Origin of the sequence: Neisseria sp. HMSC056A03, assembly GCF_001815685.1 — a bacterium.
GTDB lineage: Bacteria > Pseudomonadota > Gammaproteobacteria > Burkholderiales > Neisseriaceae > Neisseria > Neisseria subflava.
Genome location: NZ_KV821641.1, coordinates 235,079 through 257,224, shown reverse-complemented (window position 1 = coordinate 257,224; position 22,146 = coordinate 235,079). Strand labels below are relative to the sequence as shown.

General features: G+C 55.2%; 24 protein-coding genes and 4 pseudogenes. 27 read left to right on the top strand and 1 reads right to left on the bottom strand.

The features are described from left to right. Positions 1-64: 64 nt before the first annotated feature. The 25 genes and pseudogenes from HMPREF3052_RS08230 to HMPREF3052_RS12075 all read left to right on the top strand — a co-directional run bounded on the left by HMPREF3052_RS08230 (position 65) and on the right by HMPREF3052_RS12075 (position 18,393). Positions 65-481: a phage virion morphogenesis protein gene (locus HMPREF3052_RS08230; RefSeq protein WP_070749459.1), complete on the top strand. Its 417-nt coding sequence runs from the start codon at positions 65-67 to the stop codon at positions 479-481. Positions 482-700: 219 nt separating this feature from the next. Then, positions 701-1,762: a phage protease gene (locus HMPREF3052_RS08225; protein ID WP_070749537.1), complete on the top strand. Its 1,062-nt coding sequence runs from the start codon at positions 701-703 to the stop codon at positions 1,760-1,762. Next, complete coding sequence (locus HMPREF3052_RS08220; protein WP_070749458.1) at positions 1,762-2,670, top strand: Mu-like prophage major head subunit gpT family protein; 909 nt, start codon at positions 1,762-1,764, stop codon at positions 2,668-2,670. The genes HMPREF3052_RS08225 and HMPREF3052_RS08220 overlap by 1 nt, the downstream gene beginning before the upstream one ends. A 63-nt stretch (positions 2,671-2,733) precedes the next feature. Next, positions 2,734-3,132 (top strand): ATP-binding protein, encoded by a 399-nt coding sequence (locus tag HMPREF3052_RS08215; RefSeq protein WP_070749457.1) that lies wholly within the window; start codon positions 2,734-2,736, stop codon positions 3,130-3,132. Beyond that, positions 3,132-3,554 carry a gp436 family protein gene (locus tag HMPREF3052_RS08210; protein ID WP_003750335.1) on the top strand — a complete coding sequence of 141 codons (423 nt, stop codon included), beginning with the start codon at positions 3,132-3,134 and terminating at the stop codon, positions 3,552-3,554. Before HMPREF3052_RS08215 ends, HMPREF3052_RS08210 begins: the two co-directional genes overlap by 1 nt. Beyond that, positions 3,544-4,195: pseudogene (locus HMPREF3052_RS08205) on the top strand (DUF1834 family protein). Before HMPREF3052_RS08210 ends, HMPREF3052_RS08205 begins: the two are co-directional and overlap by 11 nt. Continuing rightward, positions 4,192-4,389, top strand: coding sequence for a DUF2635 domain-containing protein (locus HMPREF3052_RS08200; RefSeq protein WP_002225238.1), 198 nt, complete (start codon positions 4,192-4,194; stop codon positions 4,387-4,389). Before HMPREF3052_RS08205 ends, HMPREF3052_RS08200 begins: the two are co-directional and overlap by 4 nt. Positions 4,390-4,391: 2 nt before the next feature. Then, on the top strand, positions 4,392-5,801 hold the full coding sequence (locus tag HMPREF3052_RS08195) for a phage tail sheath subtilisin-like domain-containing protein (RefSeq protein WP_141756628.1): 1,410 nt from the start codon (positions 4,392-4,394) through the stop codon (positions 5,799-5,801). 64 nt (positions 5,802-5,865) lie between these two features. Then, positions 5,866-6,243 carry a phage tail protein gene (locus HMPREF3052_RS08190; protein ID WP_070749454.1) on the top strand — a complete coding sequence of 126 codons (378 nt, stop codon included), beginning with the start codon at positions 5,866-5,868 and terminating at the stop codon, positions 6,241-6,243. A gap of 3 nt (positions 6,244-6,246) precedes the next feature. Beyond that, a complete protein-coding gene (locus tag HMPREF3052_RS08185; protein ID WP_070749453.1) occupies positions 6,247-6,627 on the top strand; it encodes a hypothetical protein in 381 nt (126 codons plus the stop codon). 35 nt (positions 6,628-6,662) lie between these two features. Further along, a complete protein-coding gene (locus HMPREF3052_RS11790; protein WP_168165945.1) occupies positions 6,663-6,821 on the top strand; it encodes a hypothetical protein in 159 nt (52 codons plus the stop codon). Positions 6,822-6,959: 138 nt separating this feature from the next. Beyond that, positions 6,960-7,583 carry a hypothetical protein gene (locus tag HMPREF3052_RS08180; RefSeq protein WP_070749452.1) on the top strand — a complete coding sequence of 208 codons (624 nt, stop codon included), beginning with the start codon at positions 6,960-6,962 and terminating at the stop codon, positions 7,581-7,583. A 76-nt stretch (positions 7,584-7,659) separates the two neighbouring features. Beyond that, complete coding sequence (locus HMPREF3052_RS08175; protein WP_070749451.1) at positions 7,660-9,828, top strand: phage tail tape measure protein; 2,169 nt, start codon at positions 7,660-7,662, stop codon at positions 9,826-9,828. After that, positions 9,828-11,159, top strand: a complete 1,332-nt coding sequence (locus HMPREF3052_RS08170; protein WP_070749450.1) for a DNA circularization protein — start codon at positions 9,828-9,830, stop codon at positions 11,157-11,159. Before HMPREF3052_RS08175 ends, HMPREF3052_RS08170 begins: the two co-directional genes overlap by 1 nt. Further along, complete coding sequence (locus tag HMPREF3052_RS08165; RefSeq protein WP_070749449.1) at positions 11,149-12,306, top strand: phage baseplate assembly protein; 1,158 nt, start codon at positions 11,149-11,151, stop codon at positions 12,304-12,306. Before HMPREF3052_RS08170 ends, HMPREF3052_RS08165 begins: the two co-directional genes overlap by 11 nt. Continuing rightward, complete coding sequence (locus tag HMPREF3052_RS08160; RefSeq protein ID WP_070749448.1) at positions 12,303-12,971, top strand: phage baseplate assembly protein V; 669 nt, start codon at positions 12,303-12,305, stop codon at positions 12,969-12,971. The genes HMPREF3052_RS08165 and HMPREF3052_RS08160 overlap by 4 nt, the downstream gene beginning before the upstream one ends. A gap of 100 nt (positions 12,972-13,071) precedes the next feature. Next, positions 13,072-13,419: a phage GP46 family protein gene (locus HMPREF3052_RS08155; protein WP_003750349.1), complete on the top strand. Its 348-nt coding sequence runs from the start codon at positions 13,072-13,074 to the stop codon at positions 13,417-13,419. Positions 13,420-13,432: 13 nt separating this feature from the next. Continuing rightward, positions 13,433-14,488, top strand: coding sequence for a baseplate J/gp47 family protein (locus HMPREF3052_RS08150; RefSeq protein WP_070749447.1), 1,056 nt, complete (start codon positions 13,433-13,435; stop codon positions 14,486-14,488). Continuing rightward, positions 14,485-15,048, top strand: a complete 564-nt coding sequence (locus HMPREF3052_RS08145; protein ID WP_070749446.1) for a YmfQ family protein — start codon at positions 14,485-14,487, stop codon at positions 15,046-15,048. The genes HMPREF3052_RS08150 and HMPREF3052_RS08145 overlap by 4 nt, the downstream gene beginning before the upstream one ends. A 3-nt stretch (positions 15,049-15,051) precedes the next feature. Continuing rightward, a pseudogene (locus HMPREF3052_RS12145) lies at positions 15,052-15,237 on the top strand (tail fiber protein); the annotation flags it as partial. An 881-nt stretch (positions 15,238-16,118) separates the two neighbouring features. After that, positions 16,119-16,754 (top strand): hypothetical protein, encoded by a 636-nt coding sequence (locus tag HMPREF3052_RS11925; RefSeq protein WP_210399513.1) that lies wholly within the window; start codon positions 16,119-16,121, stop codon positions 16,752-16,754. Continuing rightward, entirely contained in the window at positions 16,747-17,229 is a 483-nt protein-coding gene (locus HMPREF3052_RS08130; protein ID WP_070749445.1) for an enoyl-CoA hydratase, read from the top strand. The genes HMPREF3052_RS11925 and HMPREF3052_RS08130 overlap by 8 nt, the downstream gene beginning before the upstream one ends. 158 nt (positions 17,230-17,387) lie before the next feature. After that, positions 17,388-17,567 (top strand): zinc finger domain-containing protein, encoded by a 180-nt coding sequence (locus HMPREF3052_RS11450; protein WP_083318813.1) that lies wholly within the window; start codon positions 17,388-17,390, stop codon positions 17,565-17,567. Then, positions 17,503-17,997, top strand: a pseudogene (gene dcm, locus HMPREF3052_RS12080) (DNA (cytosine-5-)-methyltransferase); the annotation flags it as partial. The gene HMPREF3052_RS11450 and the pseudogene dcm, both read left to right, overlap by 65 nt. 42 nt (positions 17,998-18,039) lie before the next feature. Further along, a complete protein-coding gene (locus tag HMPREF3052_RS12075) occupies positions 18,040-18,393 on the top strand; it encodes a hypothetical protein (protein ID WP_283126973.1) in 354 nt (117 codons plus the stop codon). Positions 18,394-18,542: 149 nt separating this feature from the next. Here the strand turns inward: HMPREF3052_RS12075 and HMPREF3052_RS08120 are convergent, their stop codons facing one another. Beyond that, positions 18,543-19,385: a class II glutamine amidotransferase gene (locus HMPREF3052_RS08120; protein ID WP_070749443.1), complete on the bottom strand. Its 843-nt coding sequence runs from the start codon at positions 19,383-19,385 to the stop codon at positions 18,543-18,545. Between the two features lie 284 nt (positions 19,386-19,669). Here HMPREF3052_RS08120 and HMPREF3052_RS08115 point away from each other — a divergent pair, with 284 nt between their 5' ends. After that, entirely contained in the window at positions 19,670-20,410 is a 741-nt protein-coding gene (locus HMPREF3052_RS08115; protein WP_070749442.1) for a Slam-dependent surface lipoprotein, read from the top strand. A gap of 106 nt (positions 20,411-20,516) precedes the next feature. Further along, a pseudogene (locus HMPREF3052_RS08110) lies at positions 20,517-21,956 on the top strand (surface lipoprotein assembly modifier). Positions 21,957-22,146 lie beyond the last annotated feature (190 nt).

Genomic DNA, 22,146 nt, shown 5'->3' with positions numbered 1-22,146 from the left:
CTTTCGGGTAGGCTGCGGTATCGAGATTATCACCGCTTTTCCGATGTCTTGAGATGATTATAGCATGATTGAAGTCCAAATCGACAACCTGTTTGTGGTGCAAAACCAGCTCGAACGTTTGGGCAGTGGCGTGGAAAACCGCTATCTGCTTATGCGCCGCTTATCGGAAACCATGCACAAAGGCGTGCGTGATAATTTCCGCGCGGGCGGCCGTCCGAAATGGTTGGGGCTGAAATACCGCAACGGTAAGCCGCTGAACGATACCGGTGCGCTACGCAACAGCTTCAGTACCTTTTCCGACAATGACACCGCGCTGGTTGGCACCAATCTGGTTTATGCTGCGATTCACAATTTCGGCGGCATGGCGGGACGTGGCCGCAAGGTGCGTATTCCGCAGCGTGAATTTTTGGTTTTGAGCAACGACGACAAGCAGGCTTTAATGGATGATGTGCAGGATTATTTCGCCAATCTGATCGGCTGATTTTCAGACGGCCTGAAAAACGCGCTTTTTAGCGCGTTTTTTTATGACGGTAAGGCAAACCCCTATCAGAAGATTTAAACGCAATCCTAGGCGAATTTAAAAAGGCTCTGAAACGGATTTAATTCTATCGGCTGAATGTCGGCGGCGGGTTTGAAGCGTGTCCGCTCTTTATGGTGTGAAAAAAGCCGGAAAATGGCCACTATCGACAAGGAGTGGAATATGCCTAAAGACAAACAACAACTGAGTCTCGCTGCGTGTAGCTTTGAGGTGCAGCCGAAAGACGGCCGCATTCAGCTGCTGCCCTATGGTGAGTTTCGCGCGGTGGACGGCCGCCCGAATGATGTGCCGGCTTGGTTTTTAACTGAGGAAAACGGCAATGATGTCGTGGCTTTGGCCAATGCTTCGCGTAATCAGTTGGTGGTCGATTATGAGCACCAGACGCTTTATAAGGAAAAAAACGGCCAGCCCGCACCTGCCGCCGGTTGGATGCGCTGGCTGGATTTTACGCCTAAAGGCTTGTTCGCCGATGTCGAGTGGACGGATAAAGCGGCGGCTGCGATTGCGGCCAAGGAATACCGCTATGTCTCGGCGGTGTTTTCTTACGACACTAAAGGCTACGTCCGCAAAATCTACCATGCCGCGCTGACCAATTATCCTGCGTTGGACGGCATGGACGAGGTGTTGGCGGCTGCGTCGGCACAGTTTATCAAACCTGAAACGGAGCAAACCCCGATGAAAGAGTTGTTGCAACAACTGCTCGGCCTGCCGCAGGCAGAGGAAGCCGAATTAACCGCAGCCCTGACTGCGCTTTTGCAGGCCAAACCGAAAGATGTGGCTTTGTCTGCCGCTATCTTTAAAGATTTGGCCGATAAAGACGACAAAATCGCCGCGCTGTCTGCGCAAGGCGGCCAGCCTGATTTGACTCAATATGCGCCGGTGTCGGTAGTGGCCGAGCTGCAAAGCCAAGTGGCTGCACTGACTGCCGAACGCGAAGCCGATAAAGGCCAAGAGCTGATTACCGCTGCTTTGAGTGCAGGTAAATTGCTGCCGGCACAAAAAGAATGGGCCGAAGGCGTATTGAAACAGCCAAACGGCTTGGCATTTTTAACCGGCTTTATTGAAAACGCCCAGCCGGTCGCTGCACTGGCAGGCTCGCAAACGGGCGGCAAAGCACCCGACGAACGCGTCGCCGCACTGACTGCGGAAGAGGCAGCCGCAGCAAAAATGCTGGGCATGTCCGGCGAAGAATTTGTAAAAATCAAAGAAAGCGAAGGTAAGTAATGAATAAGGCAGCAATTTTAGCCGCCCTGACGGCAGCATTCCGCAAAGAGTTTCAGTCCGGCTTAGATTCGGTTAAGCCTGACTACCCTGCTATCGCTATGACTATTCCGTCAACAACTTCGACGAATACTTATGCGTGGCTGGGCAAATTCCCGCAAATGCGCGAGTGGGTCGGCTCACGTCAGATCAAAAAAATGAGCAATCAGGCAATGAGCTTGGAAAATAAAAAATTCGAAGCGACTGTTGGCGTGGCTCGCACTGACATCGAAGACGACCAAGTAGGTATGTACCGTCCGATGATGGCCGCAATGGGTGAATCCGCTGCCGCTTTGCCTGATACGTTGGTGTGGGGTCTGCTCAAGAAAGGCAAAACCACCATTGGCTACGACGGCCAATACTTCTTTGACGTTGACCATCCAGTTTTCGAAAACCACGATGGCACAGGTCAAAACACGCCTTATTCCAACCTGACTACCGGTACAGACAACGACGCACCTACATTTTATGTCGTTGACGACACCAAAACCCTGAAACCTTTGATTTTCCAAAACCGCACCGAAACAGAGTTCGAAACTAAATTCGATCCGTCCAAATCCGACCGCGTGTTCATGGAAGACGAATATCTGTATGGCTCGCGCCGCCGTTGTAATGCCGGTTTCGGTTTGTGGCAGCTGATGCACATGGCAGAAAAAACCGCGCTGACCCGCGAAAACCTTGCCGCCATTATCGTCAAAATGCAAAAAATCAAAGCCGACGGCGGCTATGTGCTGAACGTGAAACCCAGCCTCTTGGTCGTCCCGCCCGAGTTGGAAGACAAAGCCCGCGAACTCTTGGAAGCCGACAAAATCAACGGCACGACCAATACCTTCAAAGGCCGTCTGAAACTGCACGTCTGCGTCCACCTGTAACCCTAACCGTTTTCAGACGACCTTTAACACCTATTTAAAGGCCGTCTGAAACAAGGAGTCATCATGGCAAAAACCAACAACAAACCAGAAACCGCCGAAACCGCCACCCCGTCGTTTGAAGACATCAAAGCCGAATTGGACGCCGTGCAGGCAGAGCTTGCCGCCGCCCGAAACGATGTCGAAATGCTGACCACAGCCTTGGCAAAAGCCGAAGACGACAAAAAGGCACTGTCCGCCGAACTTGCCGAACTCAAAGCGCAGCATACGCAACGCGCCGCCGACTCTTTGGCGGACAGCCGCGATGTGATGCTCGTCAGTACCGGCGCAGACGACAAAGAATTTTGGCGCGGCGGCCTGCTGTTTGACGGCGGCTGGCGCGAAGTGAAGCGCGCCGAAGTCGGCGAAGCGGTGTGGAAGGCAATCTGCGCCGAGCCTATGCTGCAACGCAAGGCGGTCGAGTAATGGCATACGCGACGGTTGAGGATATGGTTGCGCGTTTCAGCGAGCTGGAGGTTATCCAGCTGACCGACCGCAACCAAGACGGCTTGATTGACGAGGATGTGGCGGCAGTGGCACTGGCCGATGCCACCGCAGAAATAGACGCTTATCTGGGTCGGTTTAAACGTCCGTTTACCGATGTGCCGCCCATCCTCAAGCGCTTGTGTTGCGATATTGCCCGCTACCGCCTTACCGCCGCCAACGGCGTGCTGATTACCGACGAAATCCGCAACCGCTACAAAATCGACGTGCTCGACCTGCTGCGTGCTATGGCCAAAGGTGAAGTGCAGCTGGGCGTGGATGATAGCGGCGAAGAAGTGGCCGCGGGAGAAGACGGTATTGTGTTTGTAAACGGTAAAAATAAGGTGTTCGGGCGTGATCACTGATATTGAGCAAGCGATAACAGACCGTCTGAAACGGGGCTTGGGTCGCATGGTGCGCACGGTTAAAAGCTACAACGGCGAGGCCGACGATTTGGCGGGGCAAATCCATACGCTGCCTGCGGTTTGGGTAACGTATGGCGGCAGCAAAGTTGAGCCTGCCAGCACCGGCGGCGTATGCGGACGTTATCAGGATACCGCCGAATTTGTGGTGATGGTGGCGGCCCGCAATCTGCGCAACGAGCAGGCGCAGCGGCAAGGCGGCATCGACAGCCGCGAAATCGGCAGCAACGATTTAATCCGCGCTGTTCGCCGCCTGCTTGACGGCCAGCGGCTCGGTTTTGCCGATAGCCGCGGCTTGGTGCCCAAAGCGGTGCGCGCGATTGCCAATCATGTGCTGGTGCAAAACGCCGCAGTAAGCATATATGCGGTTGAGTATGCCATCCGCTTTAACACCTGCGGGTTGGAAAATGACCGCTACCCCGAACGCGCCGACAATCCCGACGACCCAGACCATATCTTTACCAAGTATCAGGTTACATTGAGCGAGCCGTGGCCTGATTTCGAGGGGTTGGACGGCAAAATTTACGACCCGCAATCCGCCCATGAAATACCTGTAAACCTAACCCCTTAAGGATAAGCAATGAGCAAAATCAAAGTAACGGCGGCAGACGGCCTGCGTGTGCCGACCGAACACAACCCGCACGAATATATCGGCCAAGAGCCGGTGGAGGTGGACGGCAACAGCCTGTATTACCGCCGCATGATTGATGACGGCGATTTGGTGGTGGTTGAGGATGCCGCCCCAAATACCAAAACCCGCAATACTAAGGGAGAGTAATGATGCCCCATATTGATTTTGACACGATTCCGGGCAGCATCCGCGTGCCCGGGCAGTATATTGAATTTAACACCCGCAATGCCGTGCAAGGTTTGCCGCAAAATCCGCAAAAGGTATTGATGGTTGCACCTATGCTGACCGCGGGCATACAGCCCGCCTTAGAGCCGGTGCAACTATTTAGCGATGCCGAGGCGGCCGATTTGTTCGGACAAGGATCACTGGCGCATTTGATGGTGCGCCAAGCATTTGCCAACAACCCTTATTTGGATTTGACCGTTATCGGTATTGCCGACCACAGCGCAGGCGTGCAGGCAACCGCAACCGTTACCCTTTCCGGCACGGCCACCGCGCCGGGCGTGGTGGAAATCACGATTGGCGGCAAGCAGGTAAGCACGGCCGTTAACACCGGCGAGACCGCCGCCACAGTGGCAGACCGTCTGAAAACCGCCATCACTGCCGCCGATGTAACCGTTACCGCATCCGGCAGCGGCGCAGCCGTTACGCTGACGGCCAAACACAAAGGCGAGATCGGCAACGAGAACGGCTTAACCGTGAGCACCGGCAATACCGGCCTGACTTATCAAGCCAATGCCTTTACCGGCGGTGCCAAAAATGCGGACATTGCCACGGCCTTGTCCAAAGTGGCGGGCAAGCATTATCACATTATTTGCAGCCCGTTTAGCGATGACGCCAACGCCAAAGCCTTGAGCAACCATATTACCAACGTATCCAACGCCATCGAGCAGCGCGGCTGTATCGGCGTATTGGGTATGAGTGCGACCTTGAGCACGGCCACCACCGCTACCGGCAAAATCAACGACGGCCGCATTACCTGTGCTTGGTACAAAGGTGCGGTAGAGCCAAACGGCATCATCGCCGCAGGTTATGCGGCGGTGTTGGCCTTTGAAGAAGACCCTGCCAAGCCGCTGAACACGCTGGAAATCAAAGGGTTGGCCGTTACACCTGATGCGCAATGGCCGCTGTTTGCAGAATGCAACAATGCGCTGTACAACGGCTTGACCCCGCTCACAGTGGTCAACAACCGCGTGCAGATTATGCGTGCCGTATCCACCTATACCAAGTCGGCCAACAACACCGACGACCCGGCACTACTCGACATTACCACCATCCGCACGCTGGATTATGTGCGCCGCAGCGTTAAAGAGCGCATTGCCCTGCGTTTTCCGCGCGACAAATTGAGCGACCGCCTACTGCCCAAGGTTAAGAGCGAGATTTTGGACGTGCTGATTAAGCTCGACCAAGCCGAAATCATCGAAAACGCCGAGGCCAACAAAGGCAAGCTGGTGGTGGCGCGTGCGCAAAACGACCCCAACCGTGTTAATGCCATTATCCCCGCCGATGTGGTCAACGGCCTGCACGTCTTTGCCGGGCGCATTGATTTGATTTTGTAACCCTTTTCAGACGGCGTTTAAAACAGGTTTAAAGGCCGTCTGAAACCTTAAAAAAGGATAAAACATGAGCGATGCAACTTATGCCGGCGCGGTGATTATGGAGGTGAACGGCCGCGACGTTGAGATTATCAGCATCAAGCCGCAAACCACTACAGGCCGCAAGCCGGTCAAAACGATGAACCGCGACGGCCGAGTCAACGGTTATTGTGAAGGCGTAACCGAACACAAATTAAGCGTTACCGCCGCCATTCCCATCGACGGTACGGAAATCGACTGGGACAATATCACCAAGGCGAAAATCACGATTTACCCCATCAACGACGAAGGTCGCCGCACTTCCTACCTCGACTGCTTTACCGTCGATACCAGCGAGCAATATGAAGTCGATAACGAGGCACGCATCGACATTGAGATGATTGCTTTGCACAAAATCAAGGAGTAATGCGTGATTACCGTCAAACTGACCCACGGGCTGACCTACAATGGCAAAGTCGTATCTGAATTACGCCTCAAGCCACTGACCGTCGGCGGCGAACTGGCGGCGTTCGCCCTGATTGATGACTTGCCCGAGCTGCCCGAAAACGCCAAAAAAGCCGAACTGCTGCAACGCGACGTCCTAGAGATGCTGACCTACTGGTCGCAGCAGATTGAAGCCCAAGGTATCCCATCCGACATCCTGACGGCGCAGTGGCTGATGGAAAACCTCTCTACCGAAGACTACCATACCGTGATGGCGGCTCAGGAGGATTTGCGCCTAAAACCGTCCGCCGCTACGGCGAGCCCCGACGCGCCGTCGGCGGCGGAGCAGTCAAACGCAGCTACCTGACGGCACACAAAAGCTACCGTCAGGCGGTCATCCTGATGGCAAAGGCGGGTATAGGCGCGGACGCGGTGCGTCAAATGTGCCACGCCGAGCTGTCGGCATGGTTTGAAGACATCCTGTCGAGCTTGGGCATCAAAACGCCGAAGGAAGAGGGAGTGATTGTGTCGAAGCGGCTGAAAAAGCCGGAGGGAAAATAAAAGGTCGTCTGAAACGGTGCTTCTGCCTGTATAGGCAGCGGCGTTTGAGTTTCAGACGACCTTTTTATTTGTTGGGATATATTTGCAATTCTTTATTTCATATAATTATGTATGTTATCTAGATTCTGGGAACGTAAAATGAGATGGATTGCAAGTATTGCCTGTATTTTATTTGTTTTTTGGATTTTTCGAGTTATAGCAATCAGAAAACGGAAGAAATTTGAATTACAGCAAAAGCTCTTGCAGGAAGAAAACGAACGAAAAGAAACAGAACGGCTGGAGAGGTTGATGCTGATTAAGCAAGAGGAAGATAAACGCCTCAATACATTGGAGGGGTTTACTGCTGAGGCTGAACAATGTGAAATTCATGCCTCTAATACCGCTGACGATTACAGAAAAACCTGCCAAACGCAACGACTTTCCATTGACGACAGAAATAGGATGATTTTATGGGAATCTTTGTCGATATGCCTTTCCAGTGGGAATTGGCAAACCATACAGTCCAGAATCGGCGTTATGGATAGGGCTTTGGAAAAAATGAAATATCCCCATATTCCTATCGGTTTGAAAGAATGGAGAATAGTAAAGACGCGATACTATATGGTTTGTATCGAGTATTTGGACTTTAAAATCCAAAACTACAAAACTGAAAAAGCAAAACAAAAAAGACGTGATGAGATTTTGGAGGTTATTGAAGAAGCCCGGGCAGATAAAGATGTTTACCACGGGGCATTTGAAGAATTTCTTCTGACCAGGGGTTGAACCCCGTCCCGCCCTCCATTAACCAGCCTTTAAACGATAATTGACCTTGAGTTAATACGTTTAGAGGCTGTTTTTTATGACAAACGGGAATATGAAACTGTCGCTGGTGCTGACCGGCAAGGACGACGGCGCGCGTCGGCTGCTGGCTGATACGCAGCGGCAGTTGGAGCGGACGGCGAAATCGCGGGCGCAACTTGAGCGTCAAAGCCACACTTATGCGTTGACCGGCATCCGCTCAGAAAAACAGATTCAACGCGAAATCATGCTGACACAGGCTGCGTTTAACCGCTTGGCGCGCAGCGGCAAGGCATCACAAAATGATTTGGCACGGGCGGCGGTTGCGACGCGCAACCGTATCCGCGAGCTGAACGCGGAATTGAAACAGGGTGCGGGGTTTGCGGACAGGATGGGCAAAATCGGACGGGCGGGCGCGGCTGTCGCTGCGGGCGGTGCGGCGGCATATGCGGTTTTAAAACCCGCAATGAATGACCGCAAGCAGCTTGACGAGAACATCAACCGCGTGGCGCGTCAGGCGTTTATCGAGGACGACAGCAAGTCGGCGGCTTGGATTGCCACCGAAGGTGCGCGGCAGGTCAAGGACTTGGCACTCGAACTGGTGCAGAAAAACGGCGGCAACCACGACAAAGCCTTGGATGTCATCAGTGGCATGATGACGACGGGTCTCAATTTCGCCCAAACTAAAGAGGAAGCGCAGGCGGCCTATGCCTTTTCGCTCGCATCTGAAATGGAGGGGGCGGAGACCTCGAAGCTGATTAAAGCCTTAAAAGACAATCTGCCCGATACCAATCTGCAACTCGCACTAGAGCACGTCTTGCAGTCGGGTTACGACGGTACGTTCGAGACTCAAGACATGGTGCGGGAGCTGCCCGCCCTGTTGCCTGCTGCCCAACAGGCAGGCATGACCGGCATAGGCGGTTTGGACTACCTGCTCTCGCTCCTGCAATCTGCCGCAAACAAATCGGGCAGCCCTGCCGAAGCGGCGACTAATGTGCAAAATCTTTTGAGTAAAACTCTGTCGCCTGACACGATAGGTCGTCTGAAGAAGATGGCAAATCCGAACGACCCCAAAAAAGGCGTGGACTGGGTAGGCTCGGTATTGAAGGGTAAGGAAAACGGCGAAAACGCGGTGCAGGTGTTGTCCCGCCTTGCCGATGCCATGTTGTCCAGGGACAAGCAGTATCAGGAGTATCAGGCGCGGGCGGCTGCGGGCGACAAGACGGCGTCCGAACAGGCAAATATGATGAAAGCCGCGCTCTTGGCGACACTTCTGCCCGACTTGCAGGCAAAACAAGGTCTGCTGGCAGCGACGGATATGGCACAAATTCAGGGCTATATGGCAAAACTGGGCGGCGTAACCCTTGAAAACGGAAAAATCGGCAAAATCAACGAGGTGCGGATGATGACGGATGCCGCCAAGCAGGAGCAGGCGGCATCGGTAAAACTCTTGGAAGAGAGCCTGACCAAGACGCTGGTGGAAGCCGAAACGGCGTTCAAGCAACTGGCGGCGGAATACCCCAATGCCACTCTAGCCCTACAAGCATTGACGACGGCGGCAACAGCGGCGTCTGCCGCAATGTTATTAACCGCCGGTGGCGGTAAAGGTGGCGGCTTTCTGAAAGATGTAGGTAGTAAAGCGTTGGGATGGGGTAAGGCTTCCGCAGGCGGCGTGGCAGCAGGTGCCACAGCGGCAGGCGGTAAGTTGCTGTCATGGGGAAAATCTGCCGGTAGCGGGCTCATGAATAATCCAGCGTTAGTTAAACGGGCGGGTTTGTTAGGTATGTTGCTGTATTCCGAGTCTTTGGGTGACGGCACATTGCCAAAGGGTTTGCGTGGTACCAAGACAAATCCTGAAATGATTAATCGTCTGAAAAACAACGGTATCCGATTTGAAACTGCGCCGAAGCGGGAACAGGCGCGGGGTGGTGTCCCTCAGTATTTGGCTGCTCCGTCAGCGCAGCCTACCGATAAGATGTTGTCTCCGTTGTTTTCAACTCAGACGGCGGCGTATCAGGCAGCCATTCAGCAGCAGACGGCGGCGTATCAGGCAGCATTGGCGCAGGATACGGCTGCAGTTACAACAGGTTTGGCACAAGTGCAAAGTGCGATGGCGTCGGCAAGTCAGACCATCAATACCAATGTGAACCTGAATATCGACGGACGTGTTATCGCGAATGAGGTATCGCGGTATCAAGTGGCCATGTTCGGCCGTGGAGCGGGTCAATAATGAGCGGATGGCATACCTTATTGCAGGACGCATCTTACAAGGGCGTCGGCTTTGATATTGAGGCGGTGGACGAGAGCAACGGCAAGGCATTGGCCGAGCATGCTCGACCGTTTGTGCAGGGTATCGACCTTGAAGACATGGGTACGACCGGGCGGCAGGTGCAGATTAATGCGGTGTTTTGGGGCAAGGGCTATGCAGGCCGTCTGAAAAAGCTGATGGATGCGCTGGAGCAGCCGGGCGGCGGCGTGCTGGTGCACCCTGTTTGGGGTCGGATGCACAACATGATTGCGGCATCATGGAGTTACCGACATGAGGCCGATTATGTGGATTATGCGGGCATCGATATTACTTTCCGCGAGGCGGCCGAAGCGCAGGAAATCTTTGTTTTTGAAAACGCCTTTTTGGTCGAGCTTGAGGCGTTGATTGCTGATATCGACACCTACCGCGAGGCGGCTATCGGCTTTGTTGATGCGGTGTTGGCGGTGGATGCGGGCGTATCGGCTTTATGGGGCAGCGCGCTGGGCATTTGGAGTGCGGCATCGGGTACGTTTGGCGCGGTGCGCCGTTTGTTTGATTTGGACAAAATTGCCTTTCCCGATCGGGGCGGATACAGCGCAGCGGCGTTTAAAAGCGGCTCGGCCAAGCTGTTTGCCGATATGGCGGTCATGGTAGATACCGGCATACGCCGTGAGGCGGGTTTGGCCGATAATGCCATGCACCATGCCGGTTGGTCGCCGCGGCAGCGGTTTGACGGGGCTGCGGCTGTTGCCGACCGTGCCGCCGCTATCCCTGATAATTTGCTGACCGGCCGTTTTTCAGACGGCCTGCAAAGCCGCTTGAACCGTTTAACCGCCAAACAAGTGCAGCCGGTAGCGCAGGCGGTGCGCCTGTTATCCACGGCATCGCTGTTGTCGGTGGCAACGGCATTAATCGAGGCGCACGGCGAAGAGATGACCGCGCCTGATTTGATTGAGGTTAACCGCGCCATGCGCCGCCGTATGCAGGCCGAGATTGCCGCCTTGCGGGCGGTGCAGACGGCTGCTGCCGGGTCGGGCACTCTGACGGCCAACGCCGTGTATACCGAGGCTTACCAAACGGCAGAATCCCTGCGCGCGGCGGCAGGCCGTCTGAATGCGTTGGTTGCGGCGGCCATCAATCAAAAGCCGCCGCTGATTGTGCGCCAAGCCCCAATCGACGGCACGATACACCAAATCGCCCACGAGTTTTACGGCGATATCAGCCGCGCAGCAGAGCTGGTGCGGCTCAATCCCCATATCCACCACCCCGCGTTTATCAAGCGCGGCACTTTGGTAAATAGCTATGCAAAATAATTCATACGGTTATGCCGTGTCGGTGCGTGTTGGCGGTAAAGAGCACCGCCACTGGGAGCGCTACGACATCGACAGCGACTTTTTAATCCCCGCCGACAGCTTCGATTTTTCTATCGGCAGGTCGGGGCCGGAGGCGGCCATACCCGATTTAAGCGGAGAGAGCTGCGAGGTAGTGATAGACGGCCAAACCGTGATGACGGGCATCATCGGCAGCCAGCGCCACGGCAAAAGCAAGGGCAGCCGCGAGTTGAGCTTGAGCGGGCGTGATTTGGCCGGTTTTTTGGTGGATTGCTCCGCGCCGCAGCTCAATGTAAAGGGCATGACGGTATTGGATGCAGCCAAAAAGCTGGCCGCGCCGTGGCCGCAGATTAAAGCGGTGGTGCTTAAGGCCGAAAACAACCCCGCTTTGGACAAAATTGACATCGAGCCGGGCGAAACCGTATGGCAGGCATTAACCCATATTGCCAACTCGGTCGGGCTGCATCCGTGGCTGGAGCCGGACGGCACGTTGGTGGTGGGCGGTGCGGATTACAGCAGCCCGCCGGTGGCGACATTGTGCTGGAGCCGCACCGACAACCGCCGCAATATCGAGCGCATGGACATTGAGTGGGATACCGACAACCGCTTTTCCGAGGTTACTTTTTTGGCGCAATCGCACGGCCGCAGCGGCGACAGCGCCAAACACGATTTAAAGTGGGTGTACAAAGACCCGACCATGACGCTGCACCGCCCCAAAACGGTGGTGGTGTCCGATGCCGACAATTTGGCCGCATTGCAAAAGCAGGCTAAAAAGCAGCTGGCCGACTGGCGGCTGGAGGGATTCACGCTCACGATAACCGTAGGCGGCCATAAAACCCGCGACGGCGTATTGTGGCAACCTGGCCAGCGTGTGCATGTGATCGACGACGAGCACGGTATCGATGCGGTGTTTTTTCTGATGGGGCGGCGGTTTATGCTATCCCGCATGGATGGCACGCAAACCGAGCTGCGGCTCAAAGAGGACGGTATTTGGACACCCGACGCTTACCCCAAAAAGGCCGAGGCGGCGCGCAAGCGCAAAGGCAAACGCAAAGGCGTGAGCCATAAGGGCAAAAAAGGCGGCAAAAAAGGTGGCAAAAAACAAGCAGAAACGGCGGTATTTGAATGAGTTTGAGTAAATTGGCGAAAAAAACGGCACAAACTGCTAAAAATATCGGCGAGACCCTGCGCGCGGCCTTTCGGGGAAAAATCACGCTGGTGGTGTCGTCCGAGCCGATACAGCGCGTGCAGTTGAGCGGCTTGGCCGACGAAACCCTGCAAGACCTTGAACATTTGCAGGAATACGGCTTCGCCAGCCATCCGCCCGACGGCAGCGAAGCGGTAGTGATACCGCTGGGCGGCAATACTTCGCACGGTGTGATTGTGTGCAGCCAGCACGGCAGCTACCGCATCAAAAACCTTAAGCCCGGCGAGACGGCGATTTTTAATCATGAGGGTGCAAAAATCGTGATTAAGCAAGGCAAAATCATTGAGGCCGATTGCGACGTGTACCGGGTTAACTGCAAACAATACGAGGTTAATGCGGCCACGGATGCCAAATTTAACGCTCCATTGCTGGAGACCAGTGCAGTGTTGACGGCGCAAGGCCAAATCAACGGCAACGGCGGCATGGCCGTCGAGGGCGGCGACGGAGCCACCTTTAGCGGCGATGTTAACCAAACGGGCGGCAGCTTTAACACCGACGGCGACGTGGTGGCCGGCGATATATCGTTGCGCCAGCACCCGCATACCGACAGCATCGGCGGCAAAACCTCGGAGGCGGAGCCGGCATAGACAAGCAGACCTTTGGCAGCCTTCGGGCTGCTTTTTTTGTGCGTGCGGGATTGAAGTCCGTGTACTCCGTGAGGCCGTCTGAAAACGGCAAAATGCCAACATGGACAAAGAGCTAAACCCTGGCACCGGCGACTATACCGGCCGCACCGTCGATACGCTGCAAAATGCCGTGTATATCCGCTTGATGACACCGTTGGGCAGCTGGTGGGCGGATAAAACGCTCGGCTCGCTGCTGCATTTGTTGCAGCGCGAAAAAGACCTGCAACGGGTCAGCCTGTTGGCCGAGCAATATGCCGATGAGGCACTGCAACCGATTGTTAAGAGCGGGCGTGCCGACAAGATTACCGTGCGCGCAGAGCAGCCGCACGACGGCCGCCTGATCCTGCGTATCCGGGTGGATACGGCGGCGGGCGGGTTTGATTACCGCCACGAAGTGCCCGTGATTTAAAGAGGTTTTAAACGTGTTTGAAACGCCGACATTTGAGCAAATCCGCGAGCGTATCCTGCGCGATACCAAAAGCCTGTGGCCGGATGCCGATATCAGCCCCGACAGCGACCATTATGTGCACGCCAGCCGTTTGGCCAGCTGCGCCGAAGGGCAATATGCGCATCAAAGCTGGATTGTGCGGCAGATTTTCCCTGATACCGCCGACCGCGAGTATTTGGAGCGGCATGCCTCCATGCGCGGCTTGCGCCGCCGCAATCCTACCACGGCCAGCGGCACGCTGACCGTAAGCGGTATTGCGCAATCCATGCTTTCAGACGGCCTGCAAGTGCGTATCGGCCAGCGTTTTTACCGCACTACCGCCCGCGCCGTTATCGGCAGCGGCGGCACGGCGGAAATACCGGCAATCGCCGACGAGCCGGGCGCGGCCGCCAATGTGCGCGACGGCGAGGCGCAACTGATGGCCGCCCCCGCCGGTGTGGCCACCGAATGCCGCCTTACCGTACAAGGCGGCACCGACCAAGAAAGCGATGCCTCACTGCTGGCGCGTCTGTTGGAAATCATCCGCCGACCGCCCGCAGGCGGCAACCGTTATGACTATAAAAACTGGGCGTTGAGTGTTGACGGCGTAACCAGCGCATATGTTTATCCGCTGCGCCGCGGCTTGGGTACGGTGGATATTGCCATTACCTCCGCCGACGGTGTGCCGTCGGAAGAAACTGTGCGCCGCGTACAGGCTTATATCGACGAGATGCGCCCGGTAACGGCAAAAAATGCGCTGGTACTCAAGCCAACCGTAACGGCTGTGCCTGTTACCGTGCAAGTCAAGCTCGACGGCATCGACTTGGACGAGGCCAAGCGCCGCATACGGACGGCCCTGAAAGAATATTTCGACACCCTGATCCCCGGCGACGGCCTGACTGTGTCGCAAATCGAGGCGGCTATCAGCAATGTGGATGGTGTGATCGACCGCCGTCTGACTGCGCCGACGGCCAACCGTGCCGCCGATACGGTTAACCGCATCGAGTGGTTTAAAGCGGGCGCGATTAATGTGACGGAGATGCCGTCATGAGCTATCAAGACATCTTGCGGGGCCTATTGCCCCCCGTGTCGTATGCCCGCAATGCCCCGCGTGTGCGGGCGCAGGCAGAAATAGACGGCGCAGCGCTGGATGCGGTGGCGGAATCGGCTCAAAGCGTTGCCGATGCCGTCGACCCGCGCAGCGCCGGCCAAATGCTGGCCGATTGGGAGCGCGTATTAGGTTTGGACGGTACGGGCAAAAACCGACAGCGCCGTGTGTTGGCCGTTATGGCCAAGCTAAACGAAACAGGCGGCTTGAGTATTCCTTATTTTGTGCGTTTGGCCGAGGCGGCGGGCTATCAAATCCAAATTGCCGAACCGCAGCCGTTCCGCGCCGGTGTCAACCGTGCGGGCGACCGTCTTGCGCCGCAGGAAATCATGTGGGTGTGGCACGTTAACGTGCGCGGCGGCAACAACCGCATTACCCGATTCCGCGCCGGTATCTCGGCGGCGGGCGACAGGTTGACCGATTACGGCGATGCCGTGATTGAGACCGTTATCCAAGATTTAAAACCCGCACATACCGCAGTGCGATTTACTTATGAGGCATAGACAATGCACGCTATCGATACCCCCGATAAACAATTTAAAGACGGCAACGGTACCAGCGAGCTGGGCACCATCCTGCCCGCATGGTGGCTCAATCAGATTCAGGCCGAGCTGTTGGCCGTGCTGACCGCTGCCGGTATTCAGCCCGATAAGGCTAAAACCAACCAGCTTGCGGATGCAATCAAACAGATATTCAGCGGCGCAGTGGTAAACAACCTGACATCCGCCGATGCCGATAAGCCTTTGTCGGCGGCAATGGGTAAAAAATTAGCCGAACAAAGCGTTACCTACCAAAGCTGGGTAACGGAGCAAATCGGTGCATTGTCGATTGACAGTGATTTGGCCACCCGTGATTTAAACACAGTTACCAAAGCAGGTTTGTATGGTCAAACTAGCAGCAGCAACGCCCAAACCCGCCGAAATTATCCTGTGGTCAAAGCAGGGTCGCTGCTGGTAATGCCGTCGGCCTATGGCGTGCAGCAGATTTACTCCGTGTTTGATGGTACCGACATCTACGCCCGCAACCAAACCTGCAGCGGGTGGACAGGATGGCAAAAAACAAACGTCAGCCCGGGAGAAATGCAGTCAGCCGTTGATACTCTCGAAAGAAAACTTGTCAACGGCAGCCCTGCCGCACTAGATACTATCCGAGAGCTTGCAGCGGCATTAGGCAACGATGCTAATTTTGCGAACAAAGTGTTGCAGCAAATTGCGGGCAAAGCTGATAAGTCAAGTACGCGGGCGGGTTACGGCATTACCGACGCTTCGGAGGTTGCCGTTTTGACAGGTCAGCTTAATCACGGCGGCACAATACCGCTGCCGCCCGGATACCGCGAGGATCAATGTAAGTGGTTAGTGTCAATGGCTGAGGACGACCCCAACTATACCAGCTGGGATATAAGCGAGGGCGGCTTATCAAAACACTACTACTACCGATGCTACACACGCGGCCGCACCGTGATCGCCAAAGTCTATCATGGCAGTAGCGATCAAAATCCCGATAGCAATTACCAAGGATGGGTCCTGGGAAAAGTTAATTACATTTGCATTGGCGTCAAATAACAGGAGTAAAAATGACTTGGCATATTTTTAATTCAGACGGCCATCACGTCGGCACCTGCGACCACGAGCCGAATCACGAGGATTTGGCCGACCGTGGCGAAACCGCCTACTACTACCAACATAACGGGCGAGGCACATTAATCGTCAAAGATGATGCTGTTGCAGTTATCCCGCCTGCACCCAGTCGTTACCACGTTTTGCAAGACAGCGAGTGGGTATTAACGACGGATGCGGCGGCAAAACAGCTTGATGATGTAAAGGCTGCCAAGCTGGCCGAAATCAACCGCGCCGCCCAAGCCTGTATCGACCAAGCGGCAGGACTAAACAGAGTGCCCGATTTTGAGGTCTCGACGTGGACAATCCAAGCCCTAGAGGCAAAGGCATGGCACGCCGATAACGCCGCCGCCACGCCTACGCTGGATGCGATTGCGGACGCTCGGGGTGTGCCGGTAGACGTGCTCAAGCAAAAAGCCTATGAAAAGGCGATTAAGTTTGAGATGTTGACCGCCCATATAGCCGGTTTGCGACAAGCCGCCGAAGACAAAATCTACGCTGCCAAAACCCCCGAAGATGTTGCCGCCGTGCAATGCGATTTTTGCACCACACCGCCATCACAAACTACAACGACCGAGGTGGCAGATGAGTAATCGTCAAATCTACCTCGCCTTGTACAAAGGCCGCCGCGACGGCTCCGGCTGGCGCGTATGGCGTGCAAGGGCGACCGACTGGCTCACCCGTGCTCTCACACGAGGACAATACAGCCACTGCGAGATTGCGGTGCGCGAGCATCCGCAGGCATCGGTTTATACCTGCTACTCCGCCTCCATCCGGGACGGCGGCGTACGCTGTAAAGTGATGCCGCTGCCTGAGGCCAAATGGGACCTGATCCCGCTGCCCTCTACCCCCGAAGCACACGAGCAGCTGCAGCGGGTATGGACGGCCACAGAGGGGCAGGGCTACGACCTGAGGGGTGCATTGGGCATCGCCTTCGGGCTGCGGCACAACAGCCGCCGCTGGTTTTGCTCCGAGTGGTGCGCCGCCGCATTGGGGCTGCCCGACGGCTGGCGTTGGTCGCCAAACGACCTCGCCGCCATCGTGCCCGCTTTAAAAAGGCAGGCATGAAAAATCCCGCCACACGGGCGGGGAACACGAAAGATGAGACGGCGACGCGGCAGGTGGGGGAACACCCGCCGCGACAGCCAAGCAGAACCAGCCTGCATTGACCCAATGCCGCCACCCTCGAGGGCACGCGGATTGTATCACATAATGTAGGAAAAATAATGCAATACCGATGCAAAAGCTGCGGCAAATTACTGGCCGTTGGCAGCGGCACCGTGCAAATCAAGTGCCAACGCTGCAAAACAGTAAACCAATTCAGTTCTTTAACAACCGAGAATGCCTTTGAGCATCCATCCGAGAAAGGAAAATATGGATGCCCAAATCGCAACAAACCCCGTTAATCCCACCGTCGGCAGCCTGTTTGCCGGCATCGGCGGCTTCGACCTCGGCTTCGAGCAGGTCGGCTTCCGCACTGAATGGCAGGTTGAAATCGCCGACATCCCCCGCGCCGTGCTCGCCGACCACTTCCCGCATGCCAAGCAGTTTACCGACGTACGAACCTGCCTGCCCGAGCTGTGGCACACCGACGTCATCATCGGCGGCTTCCCCTGCCAAGACGTCAGCATGGCAGGGAAACGGCGCGGCCTCGCCGGCGAGCGCACCGGCCTCTTCTTCGATGCGCTCAACATTGTGTCCGCCCTCAAGCCCCGCTGGTTGGTGCTTGAAAACGTCCCGGGGCTGCTCAATAGCAACGATGGCCGAGACTTTCAAACGGTCGTCCAGTCCCTTGCCCAATGCGGGTATGTGGGATACTGGCGGGTGCTTGATGCTTCGTATTTCGGAGTACCCACGGCACGGCGGCGGGTCTTTCTCGTGGCCGGACTGGGAGAGCAGCCCCCAATCGAGTTTATGGCTGACGCCGGAGCAGTTTGCAGCGTGGCAGGCAAGGGTGGCGCGGGGCGGCAAAAACCCCACCGTACTCTGCTTGCAGGCATCGCGCCAAGCGGTATCGACCGAGCGGGCTCGGATATTGTCGTTGTCCCCGGCGGACGGCGTGAGATGGTTGAGCGGGGCAGAACGGTTACAGATGATGGGCTTTGCAAAGGATTGGATGCAGCCAACTTTGCAACGGCTCGGGCTGCCGGAAACGCCGTCTGTCCGCCGGTTGCGCGCTGGATCGCGGAAAAGTTGATGGCTACTTTTCAGCCCCTGCAAACCGCTGCTTAAAGGTATAAGATAATTCCCGTTTAACAGACCATTAAACGGGAATTAATTGATGCAAAAGCTGATACAATTTCTTACGCGGCGGCGGTGCAAAAGCTACTGCCAATTCGTGCAAAAGCTGCCGCCGCCTTACATTTTCAGTCAATCAACCGTTAAACCGATACGCCGACGGCGCGGGCGATTTCCAAACCTTCTTCCGCGCTCATATAAACAGGATTCTCGGGGTGGTCGCTGCGGACGATATCGCCGTCTTGAAACATCACCAATTCATTGACTGCCAACTGCGACCAAGTTTCATCGCGGGTCAGGGGCAGGGTGGCGATGACGGAGACCTTATCGTTTGGTGTGGTCACTTTGGAAAAATCGACCATCACATCATCGTCCAGCAGGCGTGCTTTGCCAAACGGGGCTTTGCGCACGATGTAGTGCAGCAAGGTGCTGGCATGGGCAAACAGGCAGTCGCCGTTGGACATCACAAAGTTGAACAAACCGTGGCGGCGGATTTCATGGGTTAGGCCGGCAATGGCGTCAAACAAAACTTCAGGTTCGGGCTTGGTGGCAAAGCGACTGCGCAGGCGGTTGAGGATAAAGCAGAATGCGCGTTCGGAATCGGTTGAACCGACGGCATGGTAGTACTCGCCCTGCTCGGGGAAAAAATCAATCAAATGGCCGTTGTGTGCAAACAGCCAATATTCGCCCCACATCTCGCGCATGAAGGGATGAGTGTTCGCCAATGAGGTCTGGCCTTGTGAGGCCTTGCGGATATGGGCGATAACGTTTTCGGATTTGATCTGATAGGCGCGTACCAAGTCGGCAACAGGCGAGTTGGCGCTGGGCTTGTCGTCGTGAAACAAGCGTACGCCTTTGCCTTCAAAAAAGCCGATACCGAAGCCGTCGGCGTGGTAATCGGTAATGCCGCCACGACGGCGGAAGCCTTCAAAAGAAAACATGATGTCTGTGGGAGTGTTGCAATTCATGCCGAGCAGTTGGCACATGGCGTTAACCTTTTTTTCGGGTATTTATAGGGTCATTATGGTGTATCGGGCAGGCAGTTTCAATATATTCTTTGCCGTTTTGGGGCAGGTGATACAGGTCGTATCGAATTAAAAATAAATATTTTCGCCTTATTGGAGATTTTTAGGATATTTGCTAATTCTGTGCTAACACTTCCCCTATAAAATGTTTTGTAGAACAAAAAGACCTCCTCACATAACGATATGTTCTACTCACAACGAAAACATAATTTTCCCCACCATCGTTTTACCTCAAGGAGTGTTCAATGAAACTGAATCTGCAAAAAACCACCGCTGCTGTTTTGGCTGTTGTGTTCAGCGCAGGCGCATTTGCCGCTAATAATGCCTATAACCCATTCGAGTATGGCTACAAAAATCACAAATACGGCAAAAAATGGGGTAAGCCTGCATCTGAAGCCGAAGGCGAAAAAGTGATGAAAAATGCAGCCTACCGTTCAGGAGTGTATTACACCAACGTAAACCGCATTCCGGCAAAAGCAGACCGCAACGGCGTGAAAACCGTACAGGTTAACGACGCATACACCCGTCAAAATCTCGGCCGTTATGCATTTGATACCATTAAGAGCGGCGGTTCGGAAGTATATTACGGCGAGTGGGTCGGCAAAGAATACGCTAAAGGCACCAACCGCGGCGTTTACTACTCCGGCGACAAACGCGCTACCTCTATGCCTGTATCCGGTGTAGCCAACTACGCGGTTAAAGGCATCAACAACTACACCGGCAATAATCCTCTGACCGGTATATTGCGTGCCGACTTCGGTCAAAAAGTCTTGACCGGCTCTATGAAAAACAACGCCATGCAGCTGGATATTCATTCCCGCATCAAACCGTCTAGCGCATCATTTGAAGGCTATGCCCGCGCCAACGGCCACTTCGGTACAACCGAAGGCCACTTTTTCGGCAACGGTGCAAGCGCGCTGGCCGGTGTTGCCAAATTTAAAACCGACCGCAACTTGGATACGGCATTCGGCGGTGTGAAACGCTAAAATCCGTAGTTAAGTAAAATAAAGCCTGCCATCCGCAGGCTTTTTTAAACACTTGCCTCCAAATTTCTCAAGGTCGTCTGAAACTTGCGACCGGAAAGCCGACACCATGTATAAACCGTCTGCCTGCCTGATTCTGCTTCTTTCCGCCCCCGTCCTGGCCGCGCCGCGTTCTGACTTTTCAGACGACCGCACCGCGCAACGCCTGTGGCAGGCCACCCGCCAAACCATGCAGGAGCAGGAACAAAAAGTGCGTGAATATCATCTTGATATTTCTGCTCCATATACCGGGCAGACAGCCGAGAGCGATTCCGAAACCGACCAAGGCGAGGGACTGTTTAACGCCGTCAACCGCAGCGATTGGCAAACCGTTCGCCCGTTGCTGGAGCGTTATACCCAGCAAAGCGAATACGATCCCGATATCGCTTCGTTTGTCCGCGCCTCGTTGGCTAGAGGCGAAGGCAGGTGGAAAGCCGCTAAACAAGAATACGAAACCCTGCTGCAACGCCATCCCGACTTCACACGCGGACGGCTTGATTACGCACGCCTGCTTTTTGAAGGCCGTCTGAACCGCGAAGCCTTTTCTGAATTTGCACACCTTCAAAACGAAGACTTGCCCGAAGCCGTCAAAGAAAACATCGCCCATTTCCAAGATGCCTTGAACCAACGTCAAAGCTGGAAGGGCAGCCTTTTCGTCGGAGCCGTCCACAACAGCAACATCAATGAAGGCAGCGGCAAAGTGTGGTGTAAAACCGAAATCGACGGTGAATGCTGGGAAGAATTTTCAGGCGACAAACCCATTTCCGCCAACGGCATCAAATACGAAGCTGCCGCCGTCCGCCGCTGGCAGATTAAAGGACACCACGGCATCGCTGCCCGCGCGCTCGGCTATGGCCGCTTCTACCGCGACCATAAAGACTTCAACGAACACACGCTCAACCTCAGCGCAGGCTACCAGTTTGAAAACCAGCGCCACACTTTCGCCCTTGCCCCGCTCGTCGAATGGAACGGCAGCGGCGGCAAAACCCTCAACCGCGCCTACGGCGTGCGCAGCGAGTGGAACCTCGACAAAGGCAGTTGGACATGGAACACCGAAGCCGAGTGAGAACACTTCTCCTATTCCGACAAAACCCGCCTGCTCGACGGCAACCTCATCTCCGTTTACAACACCCTGTCCTACTTCCCGCGCAACGACCTCATGCTCTACGGCGGCATAGACTGGCAGCAGCGCAAAGCCAAAGAACCGGTGGACAGCTACCGCCTCATCTCCGCACGGCTGGGCGCGGCAAAAATGTTTGAAGCCGGTTTCGACGCTTCCGCCTCCGCCACCTTCGGCATCCGCAGCCACCGCGAAGAAAACGCCGTACTCGAACAACGCCGCCGCGACAAAGAGCAAACCTACCGCCTCAGCATAGGCGCGGACCGCTGGAAATTCGCCGGCCTCAAACCCGTCCTCAGCTACAAACACCGCCGCGTCCACGGCAACACCGACTGGCTGTACAGCTACAAACAAAACGCAGTCAGTCTGTCGCTGGTCAAATCGTTCTAACGCAGGACGCAGAAACACAAAGGTCGTCTGAAAATCGGATTTCGGGTTTTCAGACGACCTTTGCTGTTTTTTATGCGCCGTATTTTCTGCCCATATCCCATGCCCTACTTTTCAGATAGAAAGAAATTGAAAAACGGCGCGGATAGAGGTTTTGGCTATATCCAAAGCATCAGGAGTTATTTAGCCGATA